Raw genomic sequence first — 21,687 nt, 5'->3', positions numbered from 1 at the left:
ACAGGCTCAGGCGCCAAGTTTCAGGCTTTCGAACGGCGCGCTGGGGTCCGGCGGCGTGGTGCCGTCCGAGGCTGCCGAGGTCACGGCGTGCTTATCGAACGCGCGCTTGTTTGCGCTCTGGATCACATCGATGAAGCCGTCCCGGTTGGCACGCGCCCAGTCGAAGGACTTTTGCCGATTGCGATTGTCGCCATTGATCGCGGGGAGCACATAGCGCGCCATCATTTCCATCGAACGCTTCTTGTGCTCGGTATTCGACCAGTTCTTGTCGAGCATCAGGATGCAGCCGAAATCAGGCACTTTTTCCTCCAGGCGGCGGATCTGCGCGATCGCATCATCGGGCGTGCCGACGACGATCTGGTTCTTCTCGAGCAGGTCTTCGAGCGAGAGGTGCGCCGGCGATTCCTTGAGCTGCTCGGACTGGTTCTTGATGTAGAGTTTCCACTTTTCGTAGCCCTCGCGCACCTGATCCATGGCCTTGTCGCGGGTCTCGGCGATATGGATGTCGGTGGCGCAGCGGATGCTGGCCGGAGACATGGTCCTGCCCTCTTTCGCCGCGCTTTCGCAGGCGATCCGCCAATTGGTCGTGAGCGCGTCGTAGCCGCCGTGTATGGTGGAGGCGAGGCACAGCATGCCCGCCTCGTACTTGGCGGCGAGCGCCCCGCCATTGGGCGAGAAAGTGCTGGCGACGCAAACCTCCATCTCCGGATTGCAGGGAAGAACTTGCGTGTGCGCATCGCGCAAGTCGTACCAGCCCTCGTAGCTGTCGGTGACCCACTCGCCGCGCAGGAGCCGGGTTATGACGTCAAGTCCGCGATCCAGCTTGTCGCGGGATTCGCGCGCATCGAGACCAAGCATGTAGGCATCGCTGACAAGGAGCCCGGGGCCGGCACCGAAGATCAGCCGGCCGAACGTCAGATGGTCAAGCTGCGCAATCCGGTTCGCGGTCATCAGCGGGTTGTGGTACGGGAGCGAGACCACGCCCGTGCCCAACTTGATCCGCTTGGTGCGCTGCGCGGCCGCTGCGATCATCAATTCCGGCGACGCGCTGTTCTCATACGCGCCGCTGTGATGCTCGCCATACCAGAACTCGGCAAAACCGATCTCGTCGGCAAAAGTCGCCAGCTCGAGATCGCGCTCGAAACTGAGCGTCGGGCTTTCGTCCAATGGATGGAAGGGGGCCAGGAACATGCCTGCACGAAGCCGAACGGAACGCTGCATCATACCTCTCTCTCACTTTACCGCCCAACCGGGTGAGGCGCGCCCACCCCTGGCCGTTCTGACGTCGACGCCAATTTATTTATACCATAAACATAACCGCGCCCGAAGTTGGTCGTCAATCCGCAAATTTGTATCGAGGAGGCTGGGGTGGGCCAGATGGCCGCAACCGTGGGCCGATCCGCGGGAATTCTGGTCAACGGCCGCTCTTCGGCCGATCTGCGCCTTGCCGCGCCGCGCGGCTATGTTACAGGGACGCATGGCCACCCCCGTCGCACCTGTTCCTCGCCGTGCCGGGCGACCCGGCACTCTGTCGCGCGAACTGATCGTCACGGAAGCGCTGGAACTGCTGGACGAAGTCGGCGTGCAGCAGTTCAGCGTCAACAAATTGGCCAAGCGGCTGAACGTGTCCGCCATGTCATTCTACAATTATTTCACGGGCGTCGATGCGCTCCTGCAGGCGGTTGCCGACCGCGTATTCACGCTGTTCCCGATGCCCGCCCCCGCCGCGCGCTGGCAAGACTTCCTGTCCGCATGGCTCGACGCCATGGCCGCGCATGTCCGCCGTTATCCCGTGGCGCTGAAGGTGATCGCCTGGGACGGCAACCTGTCGGCAGGGTGGCTGCGGGCCTGGCTGCCCGTGCTGGAGATCATCGCCGCGCACGAACCGGATTCCCGGCGCCGAAAGGCCATCGCCTATTGGCTGTCACTGTCGGCGCTCGGGGTGATGAATGCCCTGGTCAACGAGCCGACCGGCCCCAGTCAGCTGCCCGACGAGCTGATCGAAGACCTTCCTTCGCCACAGCATGACTTGCTGCTGAGCCTTTACGGCGGCAGCCCGCCTTCCGATAGCGAGGCGGTGGTGGGCTACGCCTTCGCCAACATCATTGCCGGCCTGGAACGGTTCTTCGATCACGCTGTTTGATGAGCGGTCGCTTGTCGTTATTGCCAGAGCTACCCTGCGCGTCGCCGATGTTGGTGCTGTCAATCAAACGAGCGCTATCCGTCCGCATTCGCCTCTATCCACGCAAGAGCGGGGGAAGTTCCGGGGGACAAGGCATAAAATCAACATTTAAGATCCATTATTTGTTATTATATATCAGTTTCATATGTGATTCAGGTTATACTCCGACTCGGTTCTCAACCGTAGCAGTACCTTGCAGTTCTGCGGTTGAGCATGCGGATGGAGGCGATGGTGGCCCATGCCGTGGACGAGGCAATGGAGGTTTCCCAGTCCTTGGCGAGGCGCCGGCATCAGCCGAGCCATGCAAATGTGCGCTCGACCACCCACCGGCGCGGGAGGACCTGGAAGCCTTTGGCCTTGTCGGTTCGCTTGATGATCTCGATCGTCCATTCTCCCGATCGGCGAGGACATCGCGCAGTTTGTCCCCGGCGTAGCCTCCGTCGGCAAAGACATGGCGCAACCATGGAAAGCGCCGACGCACGGCCTTGAGGACATCGACGGCACCGTCCCGATCCTGGATGTCGGCAGTGTGGACCAGTATGGAAATCAGGAAGCCGCAGGTGTCGGTCAGAATGTGGCGCTTCCGGCCCTTGATCTTCTGCCCCGCATCGTAGCCGCAAGGCCCGCCGCTTTCCGTGGTTTTGACGCTTTGGCTGTCAATCACGCCGGCGCTGGGGGGACGCCTCGCGCCCTTCAATCTCGCGCAGGTTCATGACCAGCACCATATTCATTGCCTCGAGAAGGCCGGCGTTGCGCCAGGCGTAAAAATAGCGCTGCACCGTCGAAACGGGCGGGAAGCACTTGGGGAGAAGCCTCCAGGCACAGCCGCTTGCCGCGATGTAGAGCAAGGCATTCACCACCTCGCGCATGTCCGTCGTGCGCCGCCGACCACCGCGCTTGGCCGGCGGGATGAACGGCGCCACCAGCTGCCACTCCCGGTCCGTCATATCACTGGAATAGCGCAATCCTTTCCGGCTATGCTCCTGCCGGGCAATACCAGTCCATGCCTTCGTTCACTCCATCTCTCGCAGGACGGCGTGAATCACAACATGCTGGTATTGCTCAACAACTTTCGGGGCGGGCTCTAAGCCCGGTAACAATCTTCGGTGAGGCAACACGAGGGGATAAATCGTCAGTTCGTTTGACAGCCTCCAGGTCGCGAGCTTGCTGCTGGCGTCACAAATCTGGCCTCACATCAAGCGTGCAGCGCACCGATTTACGCGCCTTGGTCGCCGCCGCCTGGCACTTCTCAAAGGCTTGGCGATTGTCGGTCAACACTTCGGCAGCGTCGGCCAGCGCCTGCCACGCGCGCGGGCTATCGGCTTGCATCAGCCGGATCCCTGCCGCCCACAGCGTAGGCTCGCGAAGCACGCGCGCCGCGATGCCCTCGGGCATGAGCCAGCTCTGCGGCAGCGCGCGCAGGAACGCGCCGGGAAAGACCGACCACAGCAGTATCCCTGCCAGCAGCCCGCCGCCTGCCGCCCATAGGAGGCGGCGGCGCTGATCGCGAGCGGTGCGGGCGATTGCCACCACGGTTTGAAGTTCGCGCGAGGCAGAATCGAACCGGTTGCAGGACGCACGCAGTTCGGCATGATCGGTCCGCCGGGCCTGGAGCGCGGCGCTGTCGATGCGCCGCGCCCAGTCCTCGGGCGTGAACGACATTGCCGGCTTGGCGACGATGTCTCTGAGCGTATCGAGGGTCCAGGCGATGTTCTGCGTCATTTCGCCGAGGGTGGCGCTGTAATCCGGAATGACGATGTCGGCGCGTTCCGCCGCGAGTTTCTCGACGCCCAGGCGCATGAGCGCGATCTGGCCTTCGAGCCGGAGAAACGCTTCCGCAGCGGGATCGCGCTCCTCGGTGTCCATGTCATTGTCGTCCACTGGCCTTCTCCTACATGCCGATTTCGAGGCCGCGCGACCGCTCGCGGCCGAGCGCGGCGATATCCATGAGTTCGCGGCCGATGGGGCGCACGGCATGCATGTCGATGCCGAGCGCCCTCTTCCGGTCCCGCAGCAGCGATTCCACTTGCGGGTCGCGCTCAAGGCTCTTGGCCATCATCCCCATGTCGCTTGCGACCTTGCGTGCCGGTTCCCGATTGTCGCCGCGAAGCAGCATGTCGCGCTGGCGCTGGAGTCGCTGCCAGCCCTCGACAAATCGGTCGGCGCGCTGGAAGGGATCGGTCCTGATCCCGGCTTCGATCTGCATCGCGCGGATGGCCGCCTGGCTGTTTCCCCGAGCGGCAGGGCCAACAAGGTCGGGACGGCGTTCGAACGCCGATTGCAGATCGGCCCGCGCCTGCGGCCCGATCGCATCGAGACCCGCGCGCGCTCTGTCCAGCGCCTCGCGCTGGTGCGGCAGCACCGGCAGGTGCTGCACGCGCATGCAGCCGATGTCATCGAGCACGCGGGCATAGCGCTCGACCGCGCGGCGCACGTCGGCCTCGCGGCTTTGCGGCGGCGGCGCGACCTCCGGCGTGTACGGCTTCGGCCGGAAGTTGGCAAAGGCTCCCCTGAGCGAAGCCGATGGGATGCTGCGCGCCTTCTCGGGCGCCTTGCGGATAATCCCTCGACTAGCTCGGGACAGATGCTCGGCGGCGCGCTCGCGCACAGTGATGCCGCGCCGTTCGGCATAGGTCCTGGCAGGATCGGCGCGGGCATAGTCGCTCGCCATGTCCTTGGCCCGCTCGCGCGCAAGCACGCGGGCAAGACGGTCCGTATCGCGAAAGTCGTCGCGGCCGTAATGGAGCTGGACACCGTCCCTGTGGCGCGAGAGCGCGACATAGCTGGAATGCCGGTCCATGCCCGGCGTCGCCAGCACATGCGCCCGGTTCACGGTCATCCCTTGCGCCTTGTGGATCGTCGCCGCGTAGCCGTGATCGACATGGGCATAGTCCTTGACGTCGAAGGCGGCGCTGCGCCCGTCATCAAGCCGCACCGCCATGCGTCCAGGGCTGACCCGCTCGACCTCTCCCAGCGTGCCGTTCTTGACACCCAGCGATCTCTCGTTGCGCAGGAACATCACGCGGTCGCCGGGAGCGAAGCTGCGCTCGCCGCGCTCGGTTCTGACGGTCACCTCCGCGCCAAGCTCGCCCGCTACGCGCAGCCTGCCGCGCGCCTGATCATTGAGCGAGCGCACCTCGTCGTTGGTGTGGGTGAGGATGATGCGGCTGGCGCCGGGCTCGGCGCGCCGTTCGCGGTCCCAGCGCTCGACCAATTCGTCGCGCGCCGTCTCGCGCGTTGGGGCGGCATGCACCATGCCCCTACCTTCGTAGCCGCGCAGCGCTTCCGCCGTGCGGCCGGTGGCAAGCTGGCGGGTCGCCTCGCGCTGCCAGTCGGCATGCTGGCGGCGGACCTCGCCGATCTCGATGGCGCCGTGCCGCTCGGCGATCGAGCGGAACGCGGCGCCTGCCTCGATCGCCTGCAATTGGCTAGCGTCGCCGACCAGCACGACCTTGGCGCCGGCTTCCTGGGCATGGGTAAGCACGCGTTCCATCTGGCGCGTGCCGACCATGCCTGCTTCGTCGATCACCAGCACGTCGCGCGAGGTGGGCAGATCGCGGCCCTGACTCCACTGAAGCTCAAGGCTGGCGATGGTGCGCGAGGCGATGCCGGAGCCGTTCTCCAAGCCCTCGGCGGCGATGCCCGACAGCGCCGCGCCGCGCACGTTAAGGCCAGCGTCCTCCCATGCCTCGCGCGCCACGCCGAGCATCGCGCTCTTGCCGGTGCCGGCATAGCCGACGACCACGCTCAGCCCCTGCCGGTCGGTCACATGCTCGAATGCCGCACGCTGCTCGCCCGACAGGTCCAGCCCGCGCTGGCCCGCGCGCGCCAGCGCGCCGTCCCGGTCACTCGCGGGCACGCGATGCCGCTCGCGCTGCGCCATCAATTCGGCGGCTTGGCTGAGCCGCTGCTCGGTCTCGATCATCTCACGGCTGGTGAAGCGCTCTTGCCCAAGTCCATCCTTGCCGAGCGCGATCAGATCGGGCGAGCCGCGCACGGCGCTCATCGCGGCGTTGAACTGCTCGGCCCCGTCCGAATGGCGATGCACGAACATCGCCATGTCGCGGGTGGTGAACGTGGCTTGGCTATGGGTGATCGCGTCCAGAGCGAGGCGGGGATTGGCGATGATCCGCGCCCCATTCTCACGCGCGATCTCGCGGTGGATTTCGGCGCGGTCGGCAAGCTGGCCCTGGCGCTCCATGCGCTGCGCGGGGGCGCCGATCTTGGCCTGCGGCTCAAGGTCGATGCCCTGCGCTTCCAGCGAGCGGTGATCGATGCGCGCGTCAATGTCGAGTTCGGCGAGCCGCGCGTTGACATGGGTCTCCCAGCGTTCGCGCCACAGGCCGACATTCGCATGCTCGTTCCATTCGCGCACCTTCGCCCCGAACCCGTCTTCGCCGACCTCGCGCAGGGTGAGCATGACATGGGCATGGGGCTTTGGCTGACCGTCCACGCCGATATCGCAATGGACATTAAGGTCGGCGATCATGCCCCGGTCGACGAACTCGGTCTGTACGAAGTCGCGGGCCAGCTCGATGCCGTCGGCCCTGGTCATTTCGCGCGGAATGGCAAACTCGACCTCGCGCGCCAGCTGTGCGTCCTTGCGGACCTCGACCGCCTCGACTTCGTTCCAAAGCTGCTCGCGATCCAGGAAGCGTTCGGGCGCGCCTTCGGGCAGGAGGATTTCGCTGTGCTCGACACCGGAGCGGGCGCGGAAATCGTGAGTTCGGTCGAGGCGCTCATCGTGCAGCCGCTGGCCCGCGCGGTAGGCCGCCGCCGACACGGCGGAGCGGCCCGCCTTGCGCCCGATAACCTGTACGCTGAAATGGTAGATCGCCATGACAGCGATACCAGTTACACTTCTGAGCGCACGTCGGAACGACGTATAAGCGCGCCCTTCCCCATTAAAATCCGGGAAGGGACCGCATCGTTTCAGAGCGTCCCGGCGACTCTACTGCATCGATGAGGCTGCTCTTCTATCATAGGCGCATCACTCATCGATGGAGACTTTGCCATGCGTAAACCGCGCGACTTCGATTCGGAACTGAAGGCGCTTGCCGAGAAGGCAAAGCAGCTCAAGGAACGCCGTGTGCGCCAGCTCGGCGAACTGGTCGTGGCGACCGGCGCCGATGCGCTCGATGCCGATGTGCTGGCGGGCGCATTGCTCGATGCGGCAGCCAATAGGGATGCGGGCAGAAAGGAGGCCTGGCGCAAGAGCGGGGCGGCCTTCTTTCGGGGCAAGGCGCGAGCATCTGCGCCGCGAGCTCACCGCGACGCGCAAAGCACTCTCCCGCTCGGCGGCGGCGCAGCATCGGCTTGAGGCAGTCATGGCGCGAACCGACATGCGCGAGTGGCAGGTCAAGCGCCGGACACGCACGCGGCATCTGATCGAGCTGGGCGGGCTCATCGTGAAGGCCGATCTCGTCGAACTGGCTGACGACGACCGTGCCGTCCTCTACGGCGCGTTGCTCGACATCGCTGCGCGGCTGCGCGGCGAAAATGCGCAGCAGCACCGGGCGCTATGGCGCAGGCGCGGCAAGCGCGCCTTCGATCTCGATGCCGAGAGCAGCGGGGCGGCTCATGCTCGCCGCGCGAGGCCCGTCCGAGAAGCGTAAGCGCGGTTACCATATGCGCTTCGACCTCATCGACGCCGATCCCGACGCGGACCGCGATCCGGCGATAGGGCAGATCGTCGAAGCGGTGCATCATGAACACTTCGCGGGTGAGGTCCGGCATGCTTTCCAAAGCCTCTTGCATACGGGAAAGCCGGGCTGCGCCGGGCGGCGCTGACGCGCGCGAGCGCGCCGTCATCCATCGCATGGCCAGGACCCGGCAGCGCAGGCGGAGGACTGCCAGATGACTGCCAGTGCTATCCGTCATGATGCCGCCTCCCCCCGCGCGGGACGCGCGTGCCCCGTTACCGATCGCACCTGATCGAGCAACGTGCGCGTAAGGGGGCGCAGCTCGGCTCTCGACCAGGGCCAGGCAGGCTGGCTGCCGATATCGGCTTGGCGCCATTTGCCGTAGGGCGAAAGGAAGCGGGCAAGCCGTTCGATCTCGGGGGCATTGAGGCCAAGCCCGGTTGCGTCCGCGAGCGCGAGCGATCGGTCGATGTGCAGCCCGACATGGCGCGCGCACCATCGGTCGTCGAAGCCCACGTCGATGAGGTGCGCGGAGAGGCCGAGCTGGAGAACGATGCCGGTATGGTAGAGAAGGTTCGGCCCTTCGCCGATAATCCCCTCCTCGATGCCGGCGAAGAACTGTTCGGCATTGTGGTACCGCACGCGGCTGAGACTGCGCCCGGCGCGTGTTCGGCGGAGCACAGCGGGCTCATCAGCCCAGACGAATTGCCGTTCTGCGAACGTGGCATTGGGGCTGGTGGCGATTGCCGCGCCGGCCATGGTCGGGGCCGCAACCGGCGCGGCGGCCAAGGCGCCCAGCAGCGCTCGGCGCGAGGTGGGCGAGACGATCGGCGAACGATCGCGCTTTGTCGGATACTTCGATGTCATGACAGACCTGCACACTGGCGGTCCGCGCACTCAGGCACGGAAAGGTGCAAGCGGTGTTCTCTGTTCGCCGCGCTGCAGCGGCTGTCAGCAACCACCCGACGCGCGAGGCCGAGCGTAATGATGCCTGGCAGGATAATCCTTCGGGACGGCCGCCAGATTTCCGTCCCGTGTATGCAATGATGCCGGAAACGGGGCGCATCGGCAACCCCGCCTATGAACCGTTCGCCCCCCCGACGAAGGCGGTGGAACCGTCGCTCTGAAGGGGGACTCCGCCGACATAGCCGACGTTGGCCCAGCCTAATCGGCCTCCTGAAAGATCCCATGGCGAGGGTGGATAGCGGCTGACACTGTGGCAGAGTGCGGTTGCTGACCCCTAACTCCGTGGAGGCAACCATGCTTGCAGCAGATCGACCCGATGCGCCCGCCGCTATCCGTATAGATCTTGGCGCGATCTTCGTTTCGATGGAACTCTCTAAATCAACGTTGCTGATCACGTCTTTGTCGCCAGGCGCCGGCGAGCGGATGTCGAAGCATGTTGTCCGCGCTGGCGATGTTGCCGGGTTGATGGAGCGCTTCGCCCAGCTTCGTGCGAAGGCGCAGGCGCGAACCGGACAGGAATTCGGGCTTATCGTCATCCAGGAGGCGGGTCTCGATGGTTTCTGGATCCACCGGGTCCTGGAGAACGAAGGTATCGAGAGCCATGTCGTTGACCCGGCGTCGATCGCCACATCCCGCCGACGCCGACGTGCGAAGACGGACAAGATCGATGGCGAAGCGTTGGTCCGTGCTTTGCTCGCCTACAAGCGAGGCGAACCACGCGTCTGCGCTATGGTCAGGCCACCCAGCGTCGAGGAGGAAGATCGGCGTCGCATCTGCCGCGAGCGCCAGGTGCTGATCATCGAGCGCACCCAGCATATCAACCGGATCAAAGGTTTGCTCTTCACACAGGGCATCACCGGATATGAGCCGCTCCGTCGGGATCGCCGAGATCGCCTCGGAGACCTCAGAACAGGCGATGGACGCGTTCTCGCGGCTCATGTCAGGTCGCAGATTGATCGAGAACTCGATCGTCTCGAGCTGATCATCGAACAGATCAAAACCGTCGAGGAAGAACGCGCTTTGCTCATGGCGGCACAGGCGGACAATACGCCCGCGGCGATGCTCCTCAACTCAAGGGCATCGGACCCGAGTTCGCGACCATCCTTTACTCTGAGGGGCTGTTTCGCCAGTTTGATAATCGGCGCCAGCTCGCAGCCTATGCCGGACTGGCACCCACGCCCTGGCAAAGCGGTTCGATCAGACACGAGCAGGGCGTCTCCAAGGCTGGCAACGCCAGACTTCGAACGACCATGGTGGAGCTGTCATGGCTCTGGGTCCGCTATCAGCCGGACTCCGCACTCGCGCGCTGGTTCCAGGAGCGCGTGCGACACAACGGTGGTCGACACAAAAAGCCGGCAATCGTCGCGCTTGCTCGCAAGCTCCTGATCGCCCTGTGGAAGTATGCGACTGCAGGTGTGGTCATCGAAGGAGCCATAATGAAGGCCGCCTGACGCAACACCTTCCAACCATCCCCGGAGCCCGATCAGCTCCGTGGATCCAGGAGGCGAACCGAAATGGCAGTTGGCTTCAGATGCCGCCTGAAAGACTGGTCTCGTTTTCCTGAGCCCGTGCCCGCCGCAAGCGGGATAATGGTGCAGCCGTTCCGAACGGCGACCGCATGTGAGCTGGATATGGGTCGATCCGTCGATCCGCGTCATGCAACGGGCAAAGCCTGGATCCCATCGCCAAGGAGACAACAAATGCTGTCACGACTTTAAACCTTGACCGACGTCCTCGTCATGTGAGCTGCCGACCATTAATGCGGCCACACCGGCACCCCGAGAGGACCCAGGAGCCGGTTTGATCTCAGATGAGCATACTTCCTGGTGCTCAAATGACAGAGTTAGTCAATTCGACTGGGGAAGGCGAAGTTGTAGGCGTTGCCTCCGCGTCTTTCGAGTCACGCCGTCAGGCTCTTTCGCGCTTCCATCATGATCTGGACGGGCCTGCCGGTCTTCTGTTGGCTGACAGTCGAGCAATTGCGGGGGGGTCCCCCTGTTGCAGTATCGCCGACCCTGATTTTCACGAGATCGCATCCACGCAGTTTACTTCGATCGCGGGGTCGAACAGTGCCCAATCGCGCAGCCACCTGTGTTCGTCCAGCTAGAACCGGATGGCCCAGATATCGCGCGGTTTGAGTGGGCACCTTGGCCCCACTGGCCCGCATGTACGGCGGGCTCCATGGCTGAATATCCCATGCTGATTCTCCAAGAGCGTAGACCGCCGATGACGGCGCCGACCTGTTTTTCGATGCCTCGAGCTATGCTCTCTTTGGTGGCGGTCATGGACCGGGAAGGCCGCACGAGCCTGTCCCGGACGGGATCCGGCGGCCGACCCTCCTTTATGCCGGTTCGACGGGCCCTATCTCAACCACGCGAAGCTGGACGATCAAACGAACAAACCCTATTTCGAACGACCGTTCTCCGGCCACGCCGGTGCGGTTCCACATCGAGCGAACAATGGGCGACGGCAGTGACAGGAAAGAATCGTTCAGTCACCTGCTCGCGTCTGTCCGGGGAATTGCTGGAGAAATCCGCCGATTTTCTGCGCGACCATGGTGTTCAAGGCACTACGTTACGTTCGCTCGCGGATGCATCGGGCCATCCCGCGGCCACTATCCGATACCAGTTCGGATCAAAGGACCGCCTTCTCAATTGCACGTTCGGCTGTTTGGGGGACCGTCATGTGCGGCGGCTCAACTCCTATGCACGATCCTTTCAGGAGACGTGCGGCGGATATGCTGATCTCGCCGACGCGGTACTCGCGATGCTCGGGCTCGGCAGCGTGGAGGATCGGCTCGAGCAAGTGGCCATCTGCGAATTCATGGCGCTGGTACTGCGCGAACCGAGACATATCGCGGAGGCCGAACTCTGGGCAACGTCGGTGTCCGATCACTGGCAGGGCGTCGCGCGCGACAGCCGACACTCGCCCGCCATGGGCGTGTTCCTGTTCGAACTGCACCTCGGCCTGATGCTGCATATGAGCGGCATCGACCAGGGACCCGAAGCACAGGTTCTGTCCCGCGAAATAGTCGAACGCGCGCTCCGCCCGCCCGAGCGGCGCACCCCGCCATTGTGGTTCCGTTCGATATTGCGCGGAACATTGGCCAAACCGCCCCTTGCCCTCGACCTGGACATGCCCGTTACCGCCACGGCCCAATCGATCCTCGAAGGGGCGATGCGCATGGCGATCGAACAAGGCCCGGGCGCCTTGAGCTTTCGCACGGTGGCTGCGAACGCCAACACGTCAGCTTCCGCGGTGTCGCACTATTTCTCGACCCGGCAGCATCTCATCTATGCCACCTACAGGACCATTCACCGGGAAATCATCGCCTTCACCCAATCGCTTGGCGTGGCGGAAGGCGAGAGCTACGATTCCGAACTGGCCGAGCGGATCGTGACCTTCACGGGCAAAAGTTCAGTTTCCCTGCTGATCGCATATTCGGAGCTGGAACTGGTCGCGGCCCGCGACCCCAACTTTTCCGGACTGGCACGCCATTTTCGCATGACGCGCGGACTGTATCACACGCGCAAACGTGATCCCGCATTCGACCCTGTGGGCGATGACGCCTTCGACGCCTTTGCACTCTCGTTCTGGATGGTCGGCCACGCCTTGCGCATGGCCTTGCAACGCACCGCTCAAGGCGATGACTTCGACGCGGAAGCCGTCGCATACGGGTTTCGGCAATTCGGACTGACGCCGAGCCGCATGACAGGCATGGGATGATGCGCCCAAGGCGCTGAGCGCAGCGTCGAATGCGGCGATATCGCATCTTGCACTTGGACCGCGTCATTGCGGAAGGCCCCTTTCATGCGGGAAGTGCCCCGATGCCCGTCCCTTCGGCGCGCGCGCCCAGTGCGCAAGCGCTGGCTTGTCGGAGAACGGTCCCGCCCCCCCAAGCCTGAGCCGCTGATCGTCCCCTACCCCTGGCTCGATATCCCGCACCGGTAATTCGGTGCGCGTTCTGATCGCGCGGCGCCGGCGCCGTGCGAGTCAACGTTCTGCGCGGTTACAGGCGCTCCGTTTCTCGGGAGCCAGCGGTTTCCAACCCGGCAGAAAGTTACCGTACAGTTGAACAATCATGTTGCCATATGCGGCAATTTTACTTACCAATTTGGCATGCCGCTTCCCGCAAATCTCGTAGTTATCTGGGATTTAAGGGTATTTTTCGCAGAATCTGAGTCGCAATCGAATCAATACGATTGAACAAGTGGGCAGTAAAAAGGGAGAGGTCTATGCGCAGTCGTTTGGGTATTCATCTGCTGATCGGGTCGGCGCGAATAGCGTTGGCCGGGTGCGCGCTTTCCCCGTCAGTGGCGTGGGCGGCACAAGAGGAGGCCGATCCCGTCGCCGAGCCTGCAGCCGATAATCGCGTCGGTGAGATCGTGGTAACGGCGCGCAAGAAGGTGGAGAGCCTTCAGGATGTGCCAACGGCCGTCACGGCGCTTGGCGCAGCGCAGCTGAAAGACCTGCAGATCGAAAGCTTTCAGGATGTCGGCAAGACGGTTCCGAACGTGCTGGTGCAGAAGCAGGCTGGTTCGCCGACCGCGCCGCAATTCAATATACGCGGCATTTCGGCCGGTTCGCTCAACTTCCAGATCGATTCCGGCGTGGCGCTCTACATCGACGGGGTCTACCTCGGACGGCCGGGCAACTCGGGCTTCGACCTGGTGGACCTTGAGCGCCTTGAGGTTCTGCGCGGGCCCCAGGGTACGCTTTTCGGGCGCAATTCGACGGGCGGCGCCATATCCTTCATTACGGCGGGGCCGACCGGCGAGTTCGGTGTAATCGCGGAGGCGACGGTCGGAAACTACGATCGGCGTCGCGGGCGGATCACTATCAACACGCCGGAATGGGCCGGCCTGTCCGCTCGCATTACATATGTGCACGATGAGCAGGAAGGCCCCGTCAAGAATAGCGCCGACGTCCGCCGGACCTTCCTCTACCCGGAGCCCTTCGGCCCCAGAACTGCAGCCAAGACATTTGGCGCAAACAACACCGATTCGGTTCTCGCAGCCGTCCGGTACGAGGGGATTCCGGGGCTGACCCTGGATTACAAGTTCGACTACACCGATCTCGTCACCACGATTGACGGGATGCAGCTGTTGGTCGGTTCGTGGCCGGACCAGCCTGCCTTGGGCGGCACCAATGTGTCCGGCCTCGAATGGCGCGACGAACTCCCGATCGACGGGATCGCCCCCTCGCAACAGGAAACGTGGGGACATAGCTTGACCGGCGTGTACGAACTCAATGAGGGGCTGGACCTTAAGTATATCGGCGCCGTGCGCGGCTTCGACGTCAAGACCACATCGGAACTGGATGGAAACGCACTCGTCGACCCCGCCGGGTCGGGCAACCCTTACCAATACCTCGCCGCCGCGCGTTACGCGAAGCAGAAGCAGTGGTCCCATGAATTGCAGTTGCTGGGAGAAACCTCGGCGTTCGATTGGGTCGCGGGCCTTTTCTATTTCCGGGAAAAGGCCGAACTGAACAGTCCCGTTATCTTTGGTCTCGTCTCGCCGCCGGGAGAGGAAATTTCGATCACCAATCCGGGCAGTTATCTTGCCGGCGGCGCGCTTCAAGAGGTACTGAACCGTTCATTCGCTGCATTTGCGCATGGCAATCTGCGCCTGGGTGAGAGCCTGGAGCTGGGCGCGGGGCTGCGCTACTCGAGAGACAAGCGGTCGGAGAACGATCTGCTTGACGCACCTCGTCCCGAAGCCCCTCGGGGAAAATATACCGCCAAACAGAACCGCGTGGATTATGATGCTACGCTGAAATACGAATTCGCCGACAACTCGAACGTATATGCGAAGTTCGCGACCGGCTACGTGTCCGGCGGCATTTTCAATAGCGTGGAGTTCGAACCCGAAACCGTCAAATCCTATGAACTGGGCATCAAGACCGAGTTTCTGGACCGGCGCGTGAGGATCAACGCCGCGCTATTCCAGGCGGACCGGAAAAACCTGCAAAAATCAGGCTTCCTGGTCGGTGTCGGCAACATCCTGATTAATTCGGGCAGCGCCACGGATCGCGGCGTGGAGTTGGAGGCGACCGTCGTCCCCACCGACGGCCTGACACTTACGGCGAACTACGGGTTCGTCGACACGGATATGTCGACAGGGGTGCGGTCATATCAGCCCCGACATTCCGGATACGTCGCTGCCGAGTACGAATTTCCGGAGTTCGACAATGGCATGCGGCCATCGTTCCGCATCGACGGCCAGTATATCGGCAAGCATTACCGGCTGATCTGCCCGTACGGTTCGCAAGTATCGACGGAAGTCGGCTGCGCAGGACTGGAGAATGCGGATTTCGAGATTGACCGCGCGCTCACCATTCCTTCGCGGCTGCAGGTCGGCGCCCGCTTGTCATTAGCCGACATCCCCCTTGGCGGGGCATCGGGCCGTGTTTCGCTGTGGGGTAAGAACCTGACCAACAACCACGAGTTCGAATACCTCTTCTCGATCGGATCGAGAGTTCTCGGCACCTTCCAGATGCCGCGCTCCTTCGGTGTCGATTTTGGCGTTCAGTTCTGACGGGACCTGACCAAGAGCACGCGCCAGGCGCGGACGAAGCGGCATGTCCGCTACAATCGGATCCGAGCCCGCAAGGGGGCCGCTCCGTCCGCACCGGCGCCAGATGGCCGTCTAATCCGGAGGCAATAAATTCATCATGTTTTCATCCGGACCCAACACTGCAACGGGGGACAGCGCGAGGCCGGGAATCGTAGAGCATCTAGCCGACTGTTCGGGTCCTCTGCCGATTGAGCAGGAATTCGCCGACTGGATGATCCAGACCGATCCCGAACTCCCCCAACCGGTCGCGGCAAACGCCCTACAAGGTTCGCAGCAGGAACAGTCTGATGGCGACTGGGCCCAGTTAAGTCGCTGGTACAAGGCAAACAGGGAAATCATTACAGGTCGCAGCCAAAGGCCGAGAGTCGTTTTCATGGGGGACTCAATCACGGAGAACTGGGCGCGTGCCGATCCCGACCTTTTTGCAGGCGCGTGTAAAAATCGAGGGATTTCAGGGCAGACGACCGCGCAGATGCTTGTGCGATTTCCCGAGGATGTCCTGGCTCTCGAACCCGCGGCAATGCATCTGATCGCCGGAACCAACGATATCGCGGGCAATGGCGGACCGGTCACGCTTCACCAGATCTACAATCGTCTTGCGGCGATGGCAAAGCTCGCAAGGCTGCACGGCATCGCGGTGGTGCTCGGAGCGATACCGCCGGCGACCGACTTTTTCTGGAATCCCGGCCTGCGACCGGCGGGACATATCGCCGCCCTGAATGACTGGCTGCGAAATTTTGCCGACGAGCAGGAAGTGCTGTTTGTCGATTATTTCACCGCCCTGAGCGACGAGGCCAGAAGCTTCCGGAGCGGCCTCAGCAATGACGGCGCTCACCCCAACGCCAACGGCTATGAAATCATGCGCAAGCTAGCGGGCGACGCGATCGCTCCCTTTCTCAAATGACCGGCAGCGATCAGGGCAGGAACAAAACCCATCGAAAGGTCCAGTGACATGAGGAGCAGAACACCTATCGTCGGAGTGCCGGCGATGCCGGATGCACCGGGCGACCGATCGCCGGCAAGGACCGATCGACGAACTTTTCTTCTAGGAAGTGCGGCCACCGCGCTGGCGCCGGGCTTTGCTCACGCAGCCAGTCTCGACCGGGAAGAAGTTTGGTTTGTTCGTCACGCCGAGAGCGTCATCAACGTGGGCCCCAGCGCCGCTCTTCCCAACGACGGCGAGGGTGCCGATGACGGGGTCAAATATCCGCTGACCACGAAGGGAATGCGGGAAGCGCGACTTTTGGCCGACAGAATCGCCCGCCAGGTGTCTCCCGCCGCCATTCATGCGAGCCCTCGACTGAGGACGATCCAGACGGCGGATGCTATAGGCTTCGCAACGGATTCCCGAATTAGGCTGGCTCCGGAACTGGTCGAAGTCTCATTCGGCACCCCTGCCGCCGCCAATGGCAGCAAAACCGTCCCGTCCGTGCTGGAAATCTTGCGGGGCTGGCTGCTTGAAGGTCGAACCGACCTGAAAGCTCCCGGAGGCGAGAGTTTCGAGGAAGTACGCGCGCGCGCCCTGCCGGCAATCCTCGAAACAATGCGACAGGATATGCAGCCGGGGAGACCTTTGATCATGGTGTCTCACGGGGCGCTGATCGCGGTTATCGCGCCACTGCTTTTCCAAAACCTTTCGCCGGAGTTCGCCTTCGAAAACCTGTTGCCGAACGCGGCCATCGTCAAAGGCTTCAGGACGAAAGGCGCTTTCCATTGCTTTGACTGGGCAGGAGTAAATCCGCGTTGAAAACCGCATATCTGGAACGAACCGTTTCATCCACTCGACGGGCGGCCTCGTTCCGTCCAACAATGTCTGCTGCAAGGAAATACTTCACAGCCGCCGGCTTGGTTTTCCTGCTGTGCGGGTGCGCGAATGCCCGCGAGGAAGCGCTGAACTTTCAAACGAATGTCTCAACGCCAGCGAAGCCGTGGACGCAGCGTCCCGCGGCGGAACCGGAGACGTTGAGGTTTGCCGTGGTAGGCGATCGCACGGGCCTGGCCCGACCCGGTGTGTTCGAACAGGCGATGGTCCAGCTCACCTGGATGAAGCCGGAATTCGTCATCAATGTGGGCGACCTTCTCGAAGGCTACAGCGACGACCGGGCCGAGCTTGAAAGAGAATGGTCGCATATAGAGGCTGCAGTCGAAAAGGCCGATCTGCCTTTCTTCTACGTCGCCGGCAACCACGATCTGGGAACCGATACCCAGTTGGAAATGTGGCGGGAACGACGGGGCGAGCCCTGGTACTGGTTCAAGTTCAAGAACGTACTGTTCGTGGTGCTGGATACCGAGGATCCGCCGGCCCCGATGCCGGCCGAGATGGCGGCGACGTTTCGTATGATGGCGAAGCGAATGGAAGCCGATCCGGTCGCCGTGGAACGTGAAATCGCTCTGTCGGTATCGAAGGAAAATAAACGGCGTGAAGAGGCGGAGAGCCTATCCCCGCTGCAAAAGGCCCGCTTCAGCGAGCAACAAATCGAATGGGCCGAAAAACTACTGGCCGAAGAGCAGGATGTACGCTGGACATTCGTTTTGATGCACAAGCCCGCGTGGTCCCTGGACAGCCAAGGGTTCGAAAGAATCGAGCGGGCGCTTCGCGACCGGAACTACACGGTCATCGCCGGACACAACCATTATTACCGGCGGGAGATTCGGTCCGGCCATGACTATCTGACCATGGGGAGCACCGGTGCAGTCAGCCATCAGAGCGGCCCCGGGAGCATGGATCACATCGCCTGGATCACGGTATCGGCAGGAGAGCCTGACGTGAGCCTGATTAAACTTTCCTCATTGCTTGATCGAGATGCCCGTTCCGGTCAGACTTTGGCTCGCTAACGAAGCGGTACGAGGGCGCTTTGGCCGGCAAGGCTGGTTCTCGCATTGTCGGTTCGCCCGTACATGCGGATAAATGGGTGGAGAGGAGGCCGCTTTGGCCATAGATCGGAGGCCGGGCGCCGCATCGGGCCCGACTGCAGCCACTACCGACAAAACAAAGCCGGTCGACCCCCTCGATCGGGAAAGGCGGTCCAGATTGTATGCGAGGCGCATGACGGCGATCGGCTTTGCCAGCTTCAATATAGGGGTTGGAAGCTGTTATGGGGCCTTCGGCGCGCTGGTGCTGGAACTTGAAAGAATGTTCCAGGCGGACCGGACCGTCATGGGTCTTGTTCTGGCGATCGTCGCGCTCACGCACGGTATCTTGGCCCCCGTTATCGGGCACCTTATCCCGCGCACCGGCATTCGCCCGATGATGATCTTCGGCGCCGTGCTGACCAGCCTTGGCTTCGCAGGGTTAGCGGTTGCCCAAAGCAGCTTCGCCCTATTGGCGATTTACGGGTTGCTGATCGGGCCGGGAACAGCCCTGATGGGGACATTGCCGGTAATGACCTTGCTCAGCAACTGGTACGATCGCGGCCAGGGCCGGATGATCGGCGTCGCCCTCATGCCCCTGCTCGTAACAGTGACTCCGATAATGACGGTCTGGCTCCTGCCGATATTTGGCGTGGAAGGCATCCTGTTGGGGCTTGCGGCAATCACCGCGCTTTTGATCCCGTTTCAGATATTGATCGTTGACCGACCGGAACAGCTGGGCCTCGATCCAGTCGGTGCGCGAAAATCTGCCGGCGGGGGCGGCCAGGATGTCTTGCCGACAGTTACCGTGCGCGATCTGCTGCGCAATCCGGTGCTCATCGCTATGGCGACGGGCGCCGGGATAGTGGCGGGATCCGGCGTTGCCAAAACGTCCCATCTGGTGCCTGTCCTTGTCGAGCAGGGCTGGTCGCTCGAGACTTCGGCGCTGCTGCTGTCGGTGTCCGGTGCAACCGGCATATTGGGCTCCATCATGTTCGGGGCAGCAGCCGACCGCTGGAAAGCGGCAACGACGTTGGCCATGGGCGCTTTCATCCAGATGGCGGTCTGGTGGATCCTAATCATCCCGGCCAGCTTCGGGCTCTTGCTGATAGACGCGGTCATATTTGGCATTTGCGGGGGAGGCCTGATAAGCGCGAAGGCCGTGCTCGTCAGGCGGATATTCGGTCGCGCGAACTTCGCCTTCGTCTCGGGATTTTCCTCATTGATCTCTATCCCGTTTCTGTTCCTGATGTCCCCGACCGCAGGATATCTGCGCGATACCACCGGCAGTTATGTGGTACCGCTGCTAACAATCATTGCACTGCTGGCCGTTGCGGGGCTGCTCAACATGGCCATTGTCCGCACGGAGAGGCGGTCGCTGGCGCAGAACGCCCCGATGGCCGCTCTTGCCTGAGCACGGAGGGAAGCCGCCGCAGCTTCCGACACCGAGCCCTATCGTTGGCGCATGGTCATGGCCGATCAGCGTGACGGAACGAGGGGCAGTCTGGAATTGTGGCTTGGATCGCTTTGGCTTCAGCCGGAGCGGTGCGCCCGGTGGCCATGGCGGGTGGCGCTGAAGCGGGCTGACATTGGACGGCGACACTGACTAAGGGCGACAAGCCTTATCCGATGGAGTGGGCTGGAACATCCACCGACTTAAGAAACAGCGCCGCCTGCCGTGACGCTGCCCAAAAGCGGCCGATCGTTCATCTCGTTCAAGGTTTGAAATATCGCGTCAAACGCGGACCTGGATAGTGGGGTAATCCAAAGCGTCAGCGAACCTTCAACCCGAGTTCACTCAGAAGCTGACTTGCCTGCTCGCTTGAAATTGTCGCACCGCGGAACTGTGATGCATCTCCAAGCCGGACGCCGCCGAGGTCGGCACCGCGCAGGTCGGCACCGTCAAAACGGGCGGCATCCAGCAGCGCATCACGCAAGCTGCAATCGTTGAACGTGGCATGGCGAAAATCACATTTGCGCAGGTCAGCTTGTGAAAAGTCCAGGCGCGTCAGCGTGGCTTTCCGAAAGTCCCGGCCGGGCATCTTGGCATTGATGAGCAAGGTTTCCTCGAACTGGACTTCCAACGCCCTCATGTCGGTCATGTCTGCGCCCGTGAACTTGCACCCCACGATTTTCGCGCCCTCCAGGTTGCTCCGTTTGAGCGCGACATTGTTCAAATCGCTGTTGGCGAATGACGCTTCGGACAGGTCGCAGCCGACGAACGAAGCAAAGGCTGCGCGACAGGATCGCCACTTGGAGCGTTCGAGTTTCGCTCCATGGAAATCGGTCTGCCGAAGGTCACATTTTTCGAACGACCATTGCGAGAGATCCAGACCAGAAAGATCGTGCCCGACGAGCTCGCATTCGACGACCGTGTGCGGCTTCCCCGCCAATGCTTCGACCTCGCTTCTGGAAAGGGTCAGCTGTTTCAGAACCGGTTGGGCAAAGAGGTCTTCCATCCCCCGTCCTTATCACTGTGAGTATTGGATGGTAGCCCCGGGCGCTGCCGAGCAAGGGCCACATCGAAAGGAGCGGAAGTGCGGAGTTTGCTGCCGTCGATGGCCGGCATGCCTCCCGGTTGCTGTCGCCAACAAGGACGAACCCGCTCGCGCGGGAGGGTCGCGTGGGGCGGGCTAGCGCGATAATGTGAGGCTTTGCGNGCCTGCTGCCGCGCACGCAGGAACAGTACATCCGCCACGTCCGGCGCTTTGCCGCCTACCTCGGCCGTCCGCCCGACACGGCGACGGCGGAGGATCTGCGCAATTTCCAGATCCACCAGCACGAGAGCGGCGCCAGTGCGGGCACCATCAATGGCGCGGTTTCGGCCCTGCGCTTCCTGTACACGGTGACGCTCAGGCGGCGCGATTTGGCACGGGGCCTGGTGGCGATGCGCCGACCGCACAAGATGCGCGAGGTCCTGAGCGTCGAGGAGGCCGCCCGGCTGCTCGAGGCGGCGCCGGGTATCAAGTACAAGGCCGCGCTCGGCGTCGCCTATGGTGCGGGCCTACGCGTGTCCGAGGTCGCGCATCTCAAGGTCGACGACATCGACAGCACGCGCATGCTGATCCGCGTCGAACAGGGCAAGGGCGGCAGGGACCGCAATGCGATGCTCTCGCCGCAACTTCTGGAACTGCTCCGGATGTGGTGGCGCGAGGGCAAGAGGCGCGGGGTCATGTTCCCCCATGGCTGGCTGTTCCCGGGGCGCAGCTACACCGATCCCATCTCGACCCGGCAGCTGCATCGCGCGGTCCAGGAAGCGGCCGAAGTCGCCGGGATCCGCAAACGTGTCGGCCCGCACACGCTGCGCCACAGCTTCGCCACGCACCTGCTCGAGCAGGACGTCGATATCCGCGTGATCCAGGTTCTGCTCAGAATGGCGACATACTGCCAACGAACAGCCGGCTGATGGCCGGATCAGCTACCGTTTCCATCCGCGCTTCGGCGAGATGGTGCAAATCAGGCGCCGGCT

The 21,687-nt window shown here is 62.8% G+C and carries 15 protein-coding genes and 2 pseudogenes; 11 read left to right on the top strand and 6 right to left on the bottom strand.

The window, feature by feature from the left end; translation table 11 throughout:
• Positions 1–6 precede the first annotated feature (6 nt).
• Complete coding sequence (locus IEX32_RS13320) at positions 7–1,221, bottom strand: LLM class flavin-dependent oxidoreductase (RefSeq protein WP_188772031.1); 1,215 nt, start codon at positions 1,219–1,221, stop codon at positions 7–9.
• Positions 1,222–1,477: 256 nt separating this feature from the next.
• Between IEX32_RS13320 and IEX32_RS13315 the strand changes: the two genes are divergently transcribed.
• Positions 1,478–2,143, top strand: a complete 666-nt coding sequence (locus IEX32_RS13315; RefSeq protein ID WP_188772030.1) for a TetR/AcrR family transcriptional regulator — start codon at positions 1,478–1,480, stop codon at positions 2,141–2,143.
• 215 nt (positions 2,144–2,358) lie between these two features.
• Here the strand turns inward: IEX32_RS13315 and IEX32_RS13310 are convergent.
• The 3 genes and pseudogenes from IEX32_RS13310 to traA form a co-directional block, all read right to left on the bottom strand.
• A pseudogene (locus IEX32_RS13310) lies at positions 2,359–3,129 on the bottom strand (IS5 family transposase).
• 229 nt (positions 3,130–3,358) lie between these two features.
• Positions 3,359–4,063 carry a DUF6118 family protein gene (locus IEX32_RS13305; protein WP_188772029.1) on the bottom strand — a complete coding sequence of 235 codons (705 nt, stop codon included), beginning with the start codon at positions 4,061–4,063 and terminating at the stop codon, positions 3,359–3,361.
• Between the two features lie 10 nt (positions 4,064–4,073).
• Complete coding sequence (gene traA, locus IEX32_RS13300; protein WP_188772028.1) at positions 4,074–7,022, bottom strand: Ti-type conjugative transfer relaxase TraA; 2,949 nt, start codon at positions 7,020–7,022, stop codon at positions 4,074–4,076.
• 174 nt (positions 7,023–7,196) lie between these two features.
• On the opposite strand from traA, the gene IEX32_RS13295 reads away from it, so the two are divergent.
• Both IEX32_RS13295 and IEX32_RS13290 read left to right on the top strand, forming a co-directional pair.
• Positions 7,197–7,502 (top strand): conjugal transfer protein TraD, encoded by a 306-nt coding sequence (locus tag IEX32_RS13295; RefSeq protein WP_188772027.1) that lies wholly within the window; start codon positions 7,197–7,199, stop codon positions 7,500–7,502.
• Positions 7,503–7,509: 7 nt separating this feature from the next.
• A complete protein-coding gene (locus IEX32_RS13290) occupies positions 7,510–7,797 on the top strand; it encodes a conjugal transfer protein TraD (RefSeq protein ID WP_229736362.1) in 288 nt (95 codons plus the stop codon).
• A gap of 261 nt (positions 7,798–8,058) precedes the next feature.
• On the opposite strand, the gene IEX32_RS13280 is transcribed toward IEX32_RS13290, so the two are convergent.
• A complete protein-coding gene (locus IEX32_RS13280; protein ID WP_188772026.1) occupies positions 8,059–8,691 on the bottom strand; it encodes a hypothetical protein in 633 nt (210 codons plus the stop codon).
• A gap of 393 nt (positions 8,692–9,084) precedes the next feature.
• On the opposite strand from IEX32_RS13280, the pseudogene IEX32_RS13275 reads away from it, so the two are divergent.
• The 7 genes and pseudogenes from IEX32_RS13275 to IEX32_RS13245 all read left to right on the top strand — a co-directional run bounded on the left by IEX32_RS13275 (position 9,085) and on the right by IEX32_RS13245 (position 19,632).
• A pseudogene (locus IEX32_RS13275) lies at positions 9,085–10,241 on the top strand (IS110 family RNA-guided transposase).
• Positions 10,242–11,016: 775 nt separating this feature from the next.
• Entirely contained in the window at positions 11,017–12,516 is a 1,500-nt protein-coding gene (locus tag IEX32_RS13270) for a TetR family transcriptional regulator (protein ID WP_188772025.1), read from the top strand.
• A gap of 476 nt (positions 12,517–12,992) precedes the next feature.
• A complete protein-coding gene (locus IEX32_RS13265) occupies positions 12,993–15,329 on the top strand; it encodes a TonB-dependent receptor (protein WP_188772024.1) in 2,337 nt (778 codons plus the stop codon).
• Positions 15,330–15,579: 250 nt separating this feature from the next.
• Entirely contained in the window at positions 15,580–16,272 is a 693-nt protein-coding gene (locus IEX32_RS13260; protein ID WP_188772023.1) for a GDSL-type esterase/lipase family protein, read from the top strand.
• Positions 16,273–16,356: 84 nt separating this feature from the next.
• Complete coding sequence (locus tag IEX32_RS13255; RefSeq protein WP_188772022.1) at positions 16,357–17,115, top strand: histidine phosphatase family protein; 759 nt, start codon at positions 16,357–16,359, stop codon at positions 17,113–17,115.
• Complete coding sequence (locus tag IEX32_RS13250; RefSeq protein WP_188772021.1) at positions 17,112–18,203, top strand: metallophosphoesterase family protein; 1,092 nt, start codon at positions 17,112–17,114, stop codon at positions 18,201–18,203. The genes IEX32_RS13255 and IEX32_RS13250 overlap by 4 nt, the downstream gene beginning before the upstream one ends.
• A gap of 211 nt (positions 18,204–18,414) precedes the next feature.
• A complete protein-coding gene (locus IEX32_RS13245; RefSeq protein ID WP_188772020.1) occupies positions 18,415–19,632 on the top strand; it encodes an MFS transporter in 1,218 nt (405 codons plus the stop codon).
• 358 nt (positions 19,633–19,990) lie between these two features.
• Here the strand turns inward: IEX32_RS13245 and IEX32_RS13240 are convergent, their stop codons facing one another.
• On the bottom strand, positions 19,991–20,677 hold the full coding sequence (locus tag IEX32_RS13240; protein ID WP_188772019.1) for a pentapeptide repeat-containing protein: 687 nt from the start codon (positions 20,675–20,677) through the stop codon (positions 19,991–19,993).
• 203 nt (positions 20,678–20,880) lie between these two features.
• Here IEX32_RS13240 and IEX32_RS13235 point away from each other — a divergent pair, with 203 nt between their 5' ends.
• Positions 20,881–21,624 carry a tyrosine-type recombinase/integrase gene (locus IEX32_RS13235; RefSeq protein WP_188772089.1) on the top strand — a complete coding sequence of 248 codons (744 nt, stop codon included), beginning with the start codon at positions 20,881–20,883 and terminating at the stop codon, positions 21,622–21,624.
• Positions 21,625–21,687 lie beyond the last annotated feature (63 nt).

Origin of the sequence: Novosphingobium endophyticum (assembly GCF_014640675.1) — a bacterium.
Lineage (GTDB): Bacteria > Pseudomonadota > Alphaproteobacteria > Sphingomonadales > Sphingomonadaceae > Novosphingobium > Novosphingobium endophyticum.
The sequence above is the reverse complement of the archived record's forward strand: the minus strand, read 5'-3'. Positions and strand labels throughout refer to the sequence as shown.

Coding starts and splice junctions, on each gene's coding strand:
- IEX32_RS13320 (WP_188772031.1), bottom strand. CDS start 1,221: ATGCAGCGTTCCGTTCGGCTTCGTGCAGGCATGTTCCTGGCCCCCTTC.
- IEX32_RS13315 (WP_188772030.1), top strand. CDS start 1,478: ATGGCCACCCCCGTCGCACCTGTTCCTCGCCGTGCCGGGCGACCCGGC.
- traA (WP_188772028.1), bottom strand. CDS start 7,022: ATGGCGATCTACCATTTCAGCGTACAGGTTATCGGGCGCAAGGCGGGC.
- IEX32_RS13295 (WP_188772027.1), top strand. CDS start 7,197: ATGCGTAAACCGCGCGACTTCGATTCGGAACTGAAGGCGCTTGCCGAG.
- IEX32_RS13290 (WP_229736362.1), top strand. CDS start 7,510: ATGGCGCGAACCGACATGCGCGAGTGGCAGGTCAAGCGCCGGACACGC.
- IEX32_RS13280 (WP_188772026.1), bottom strand. CDS start 8,691: ATGACATCGAAGTATCCGACAAAGCGCGATCGTTCGCCGATCGTCTCG.
- IEX32_RS13270 (WP_188772025.1), top strand. CDS start 11,017: ATGACGGCGCCGACCTGTTTTTCGATGCCTCGAGCTATGCTCTCTTTG.
- IEX32_RS13260 (WP_188772023.1), top strand. CDS start 15,580: ATGATCCAGACCGATCCCGAACTCCCCCAACCGGTCGCGGCAAACGCC.
- IEX32_RS13255 (WP_188772022.1), top strand. CDS start 16,357: ATGCCGGATGCACCGGGCGACCGATCGCCGGCAAGGACCGATCGACGA.
- IEX32_RS13245 (WP_188772020.1), top strand. CDS start 18,415: ATGACGGCGATCGGCTTTGCCAGCTTCAATATAGGGGTTGGAAGCTGT.
- IEX32_RS13240 (WP_188772019.1), bottom strand. CDS start 20,677: ATGGAAGACCTCTTTGCCCAACCGGTTCTGAAACAGCTGACCCTTTCC.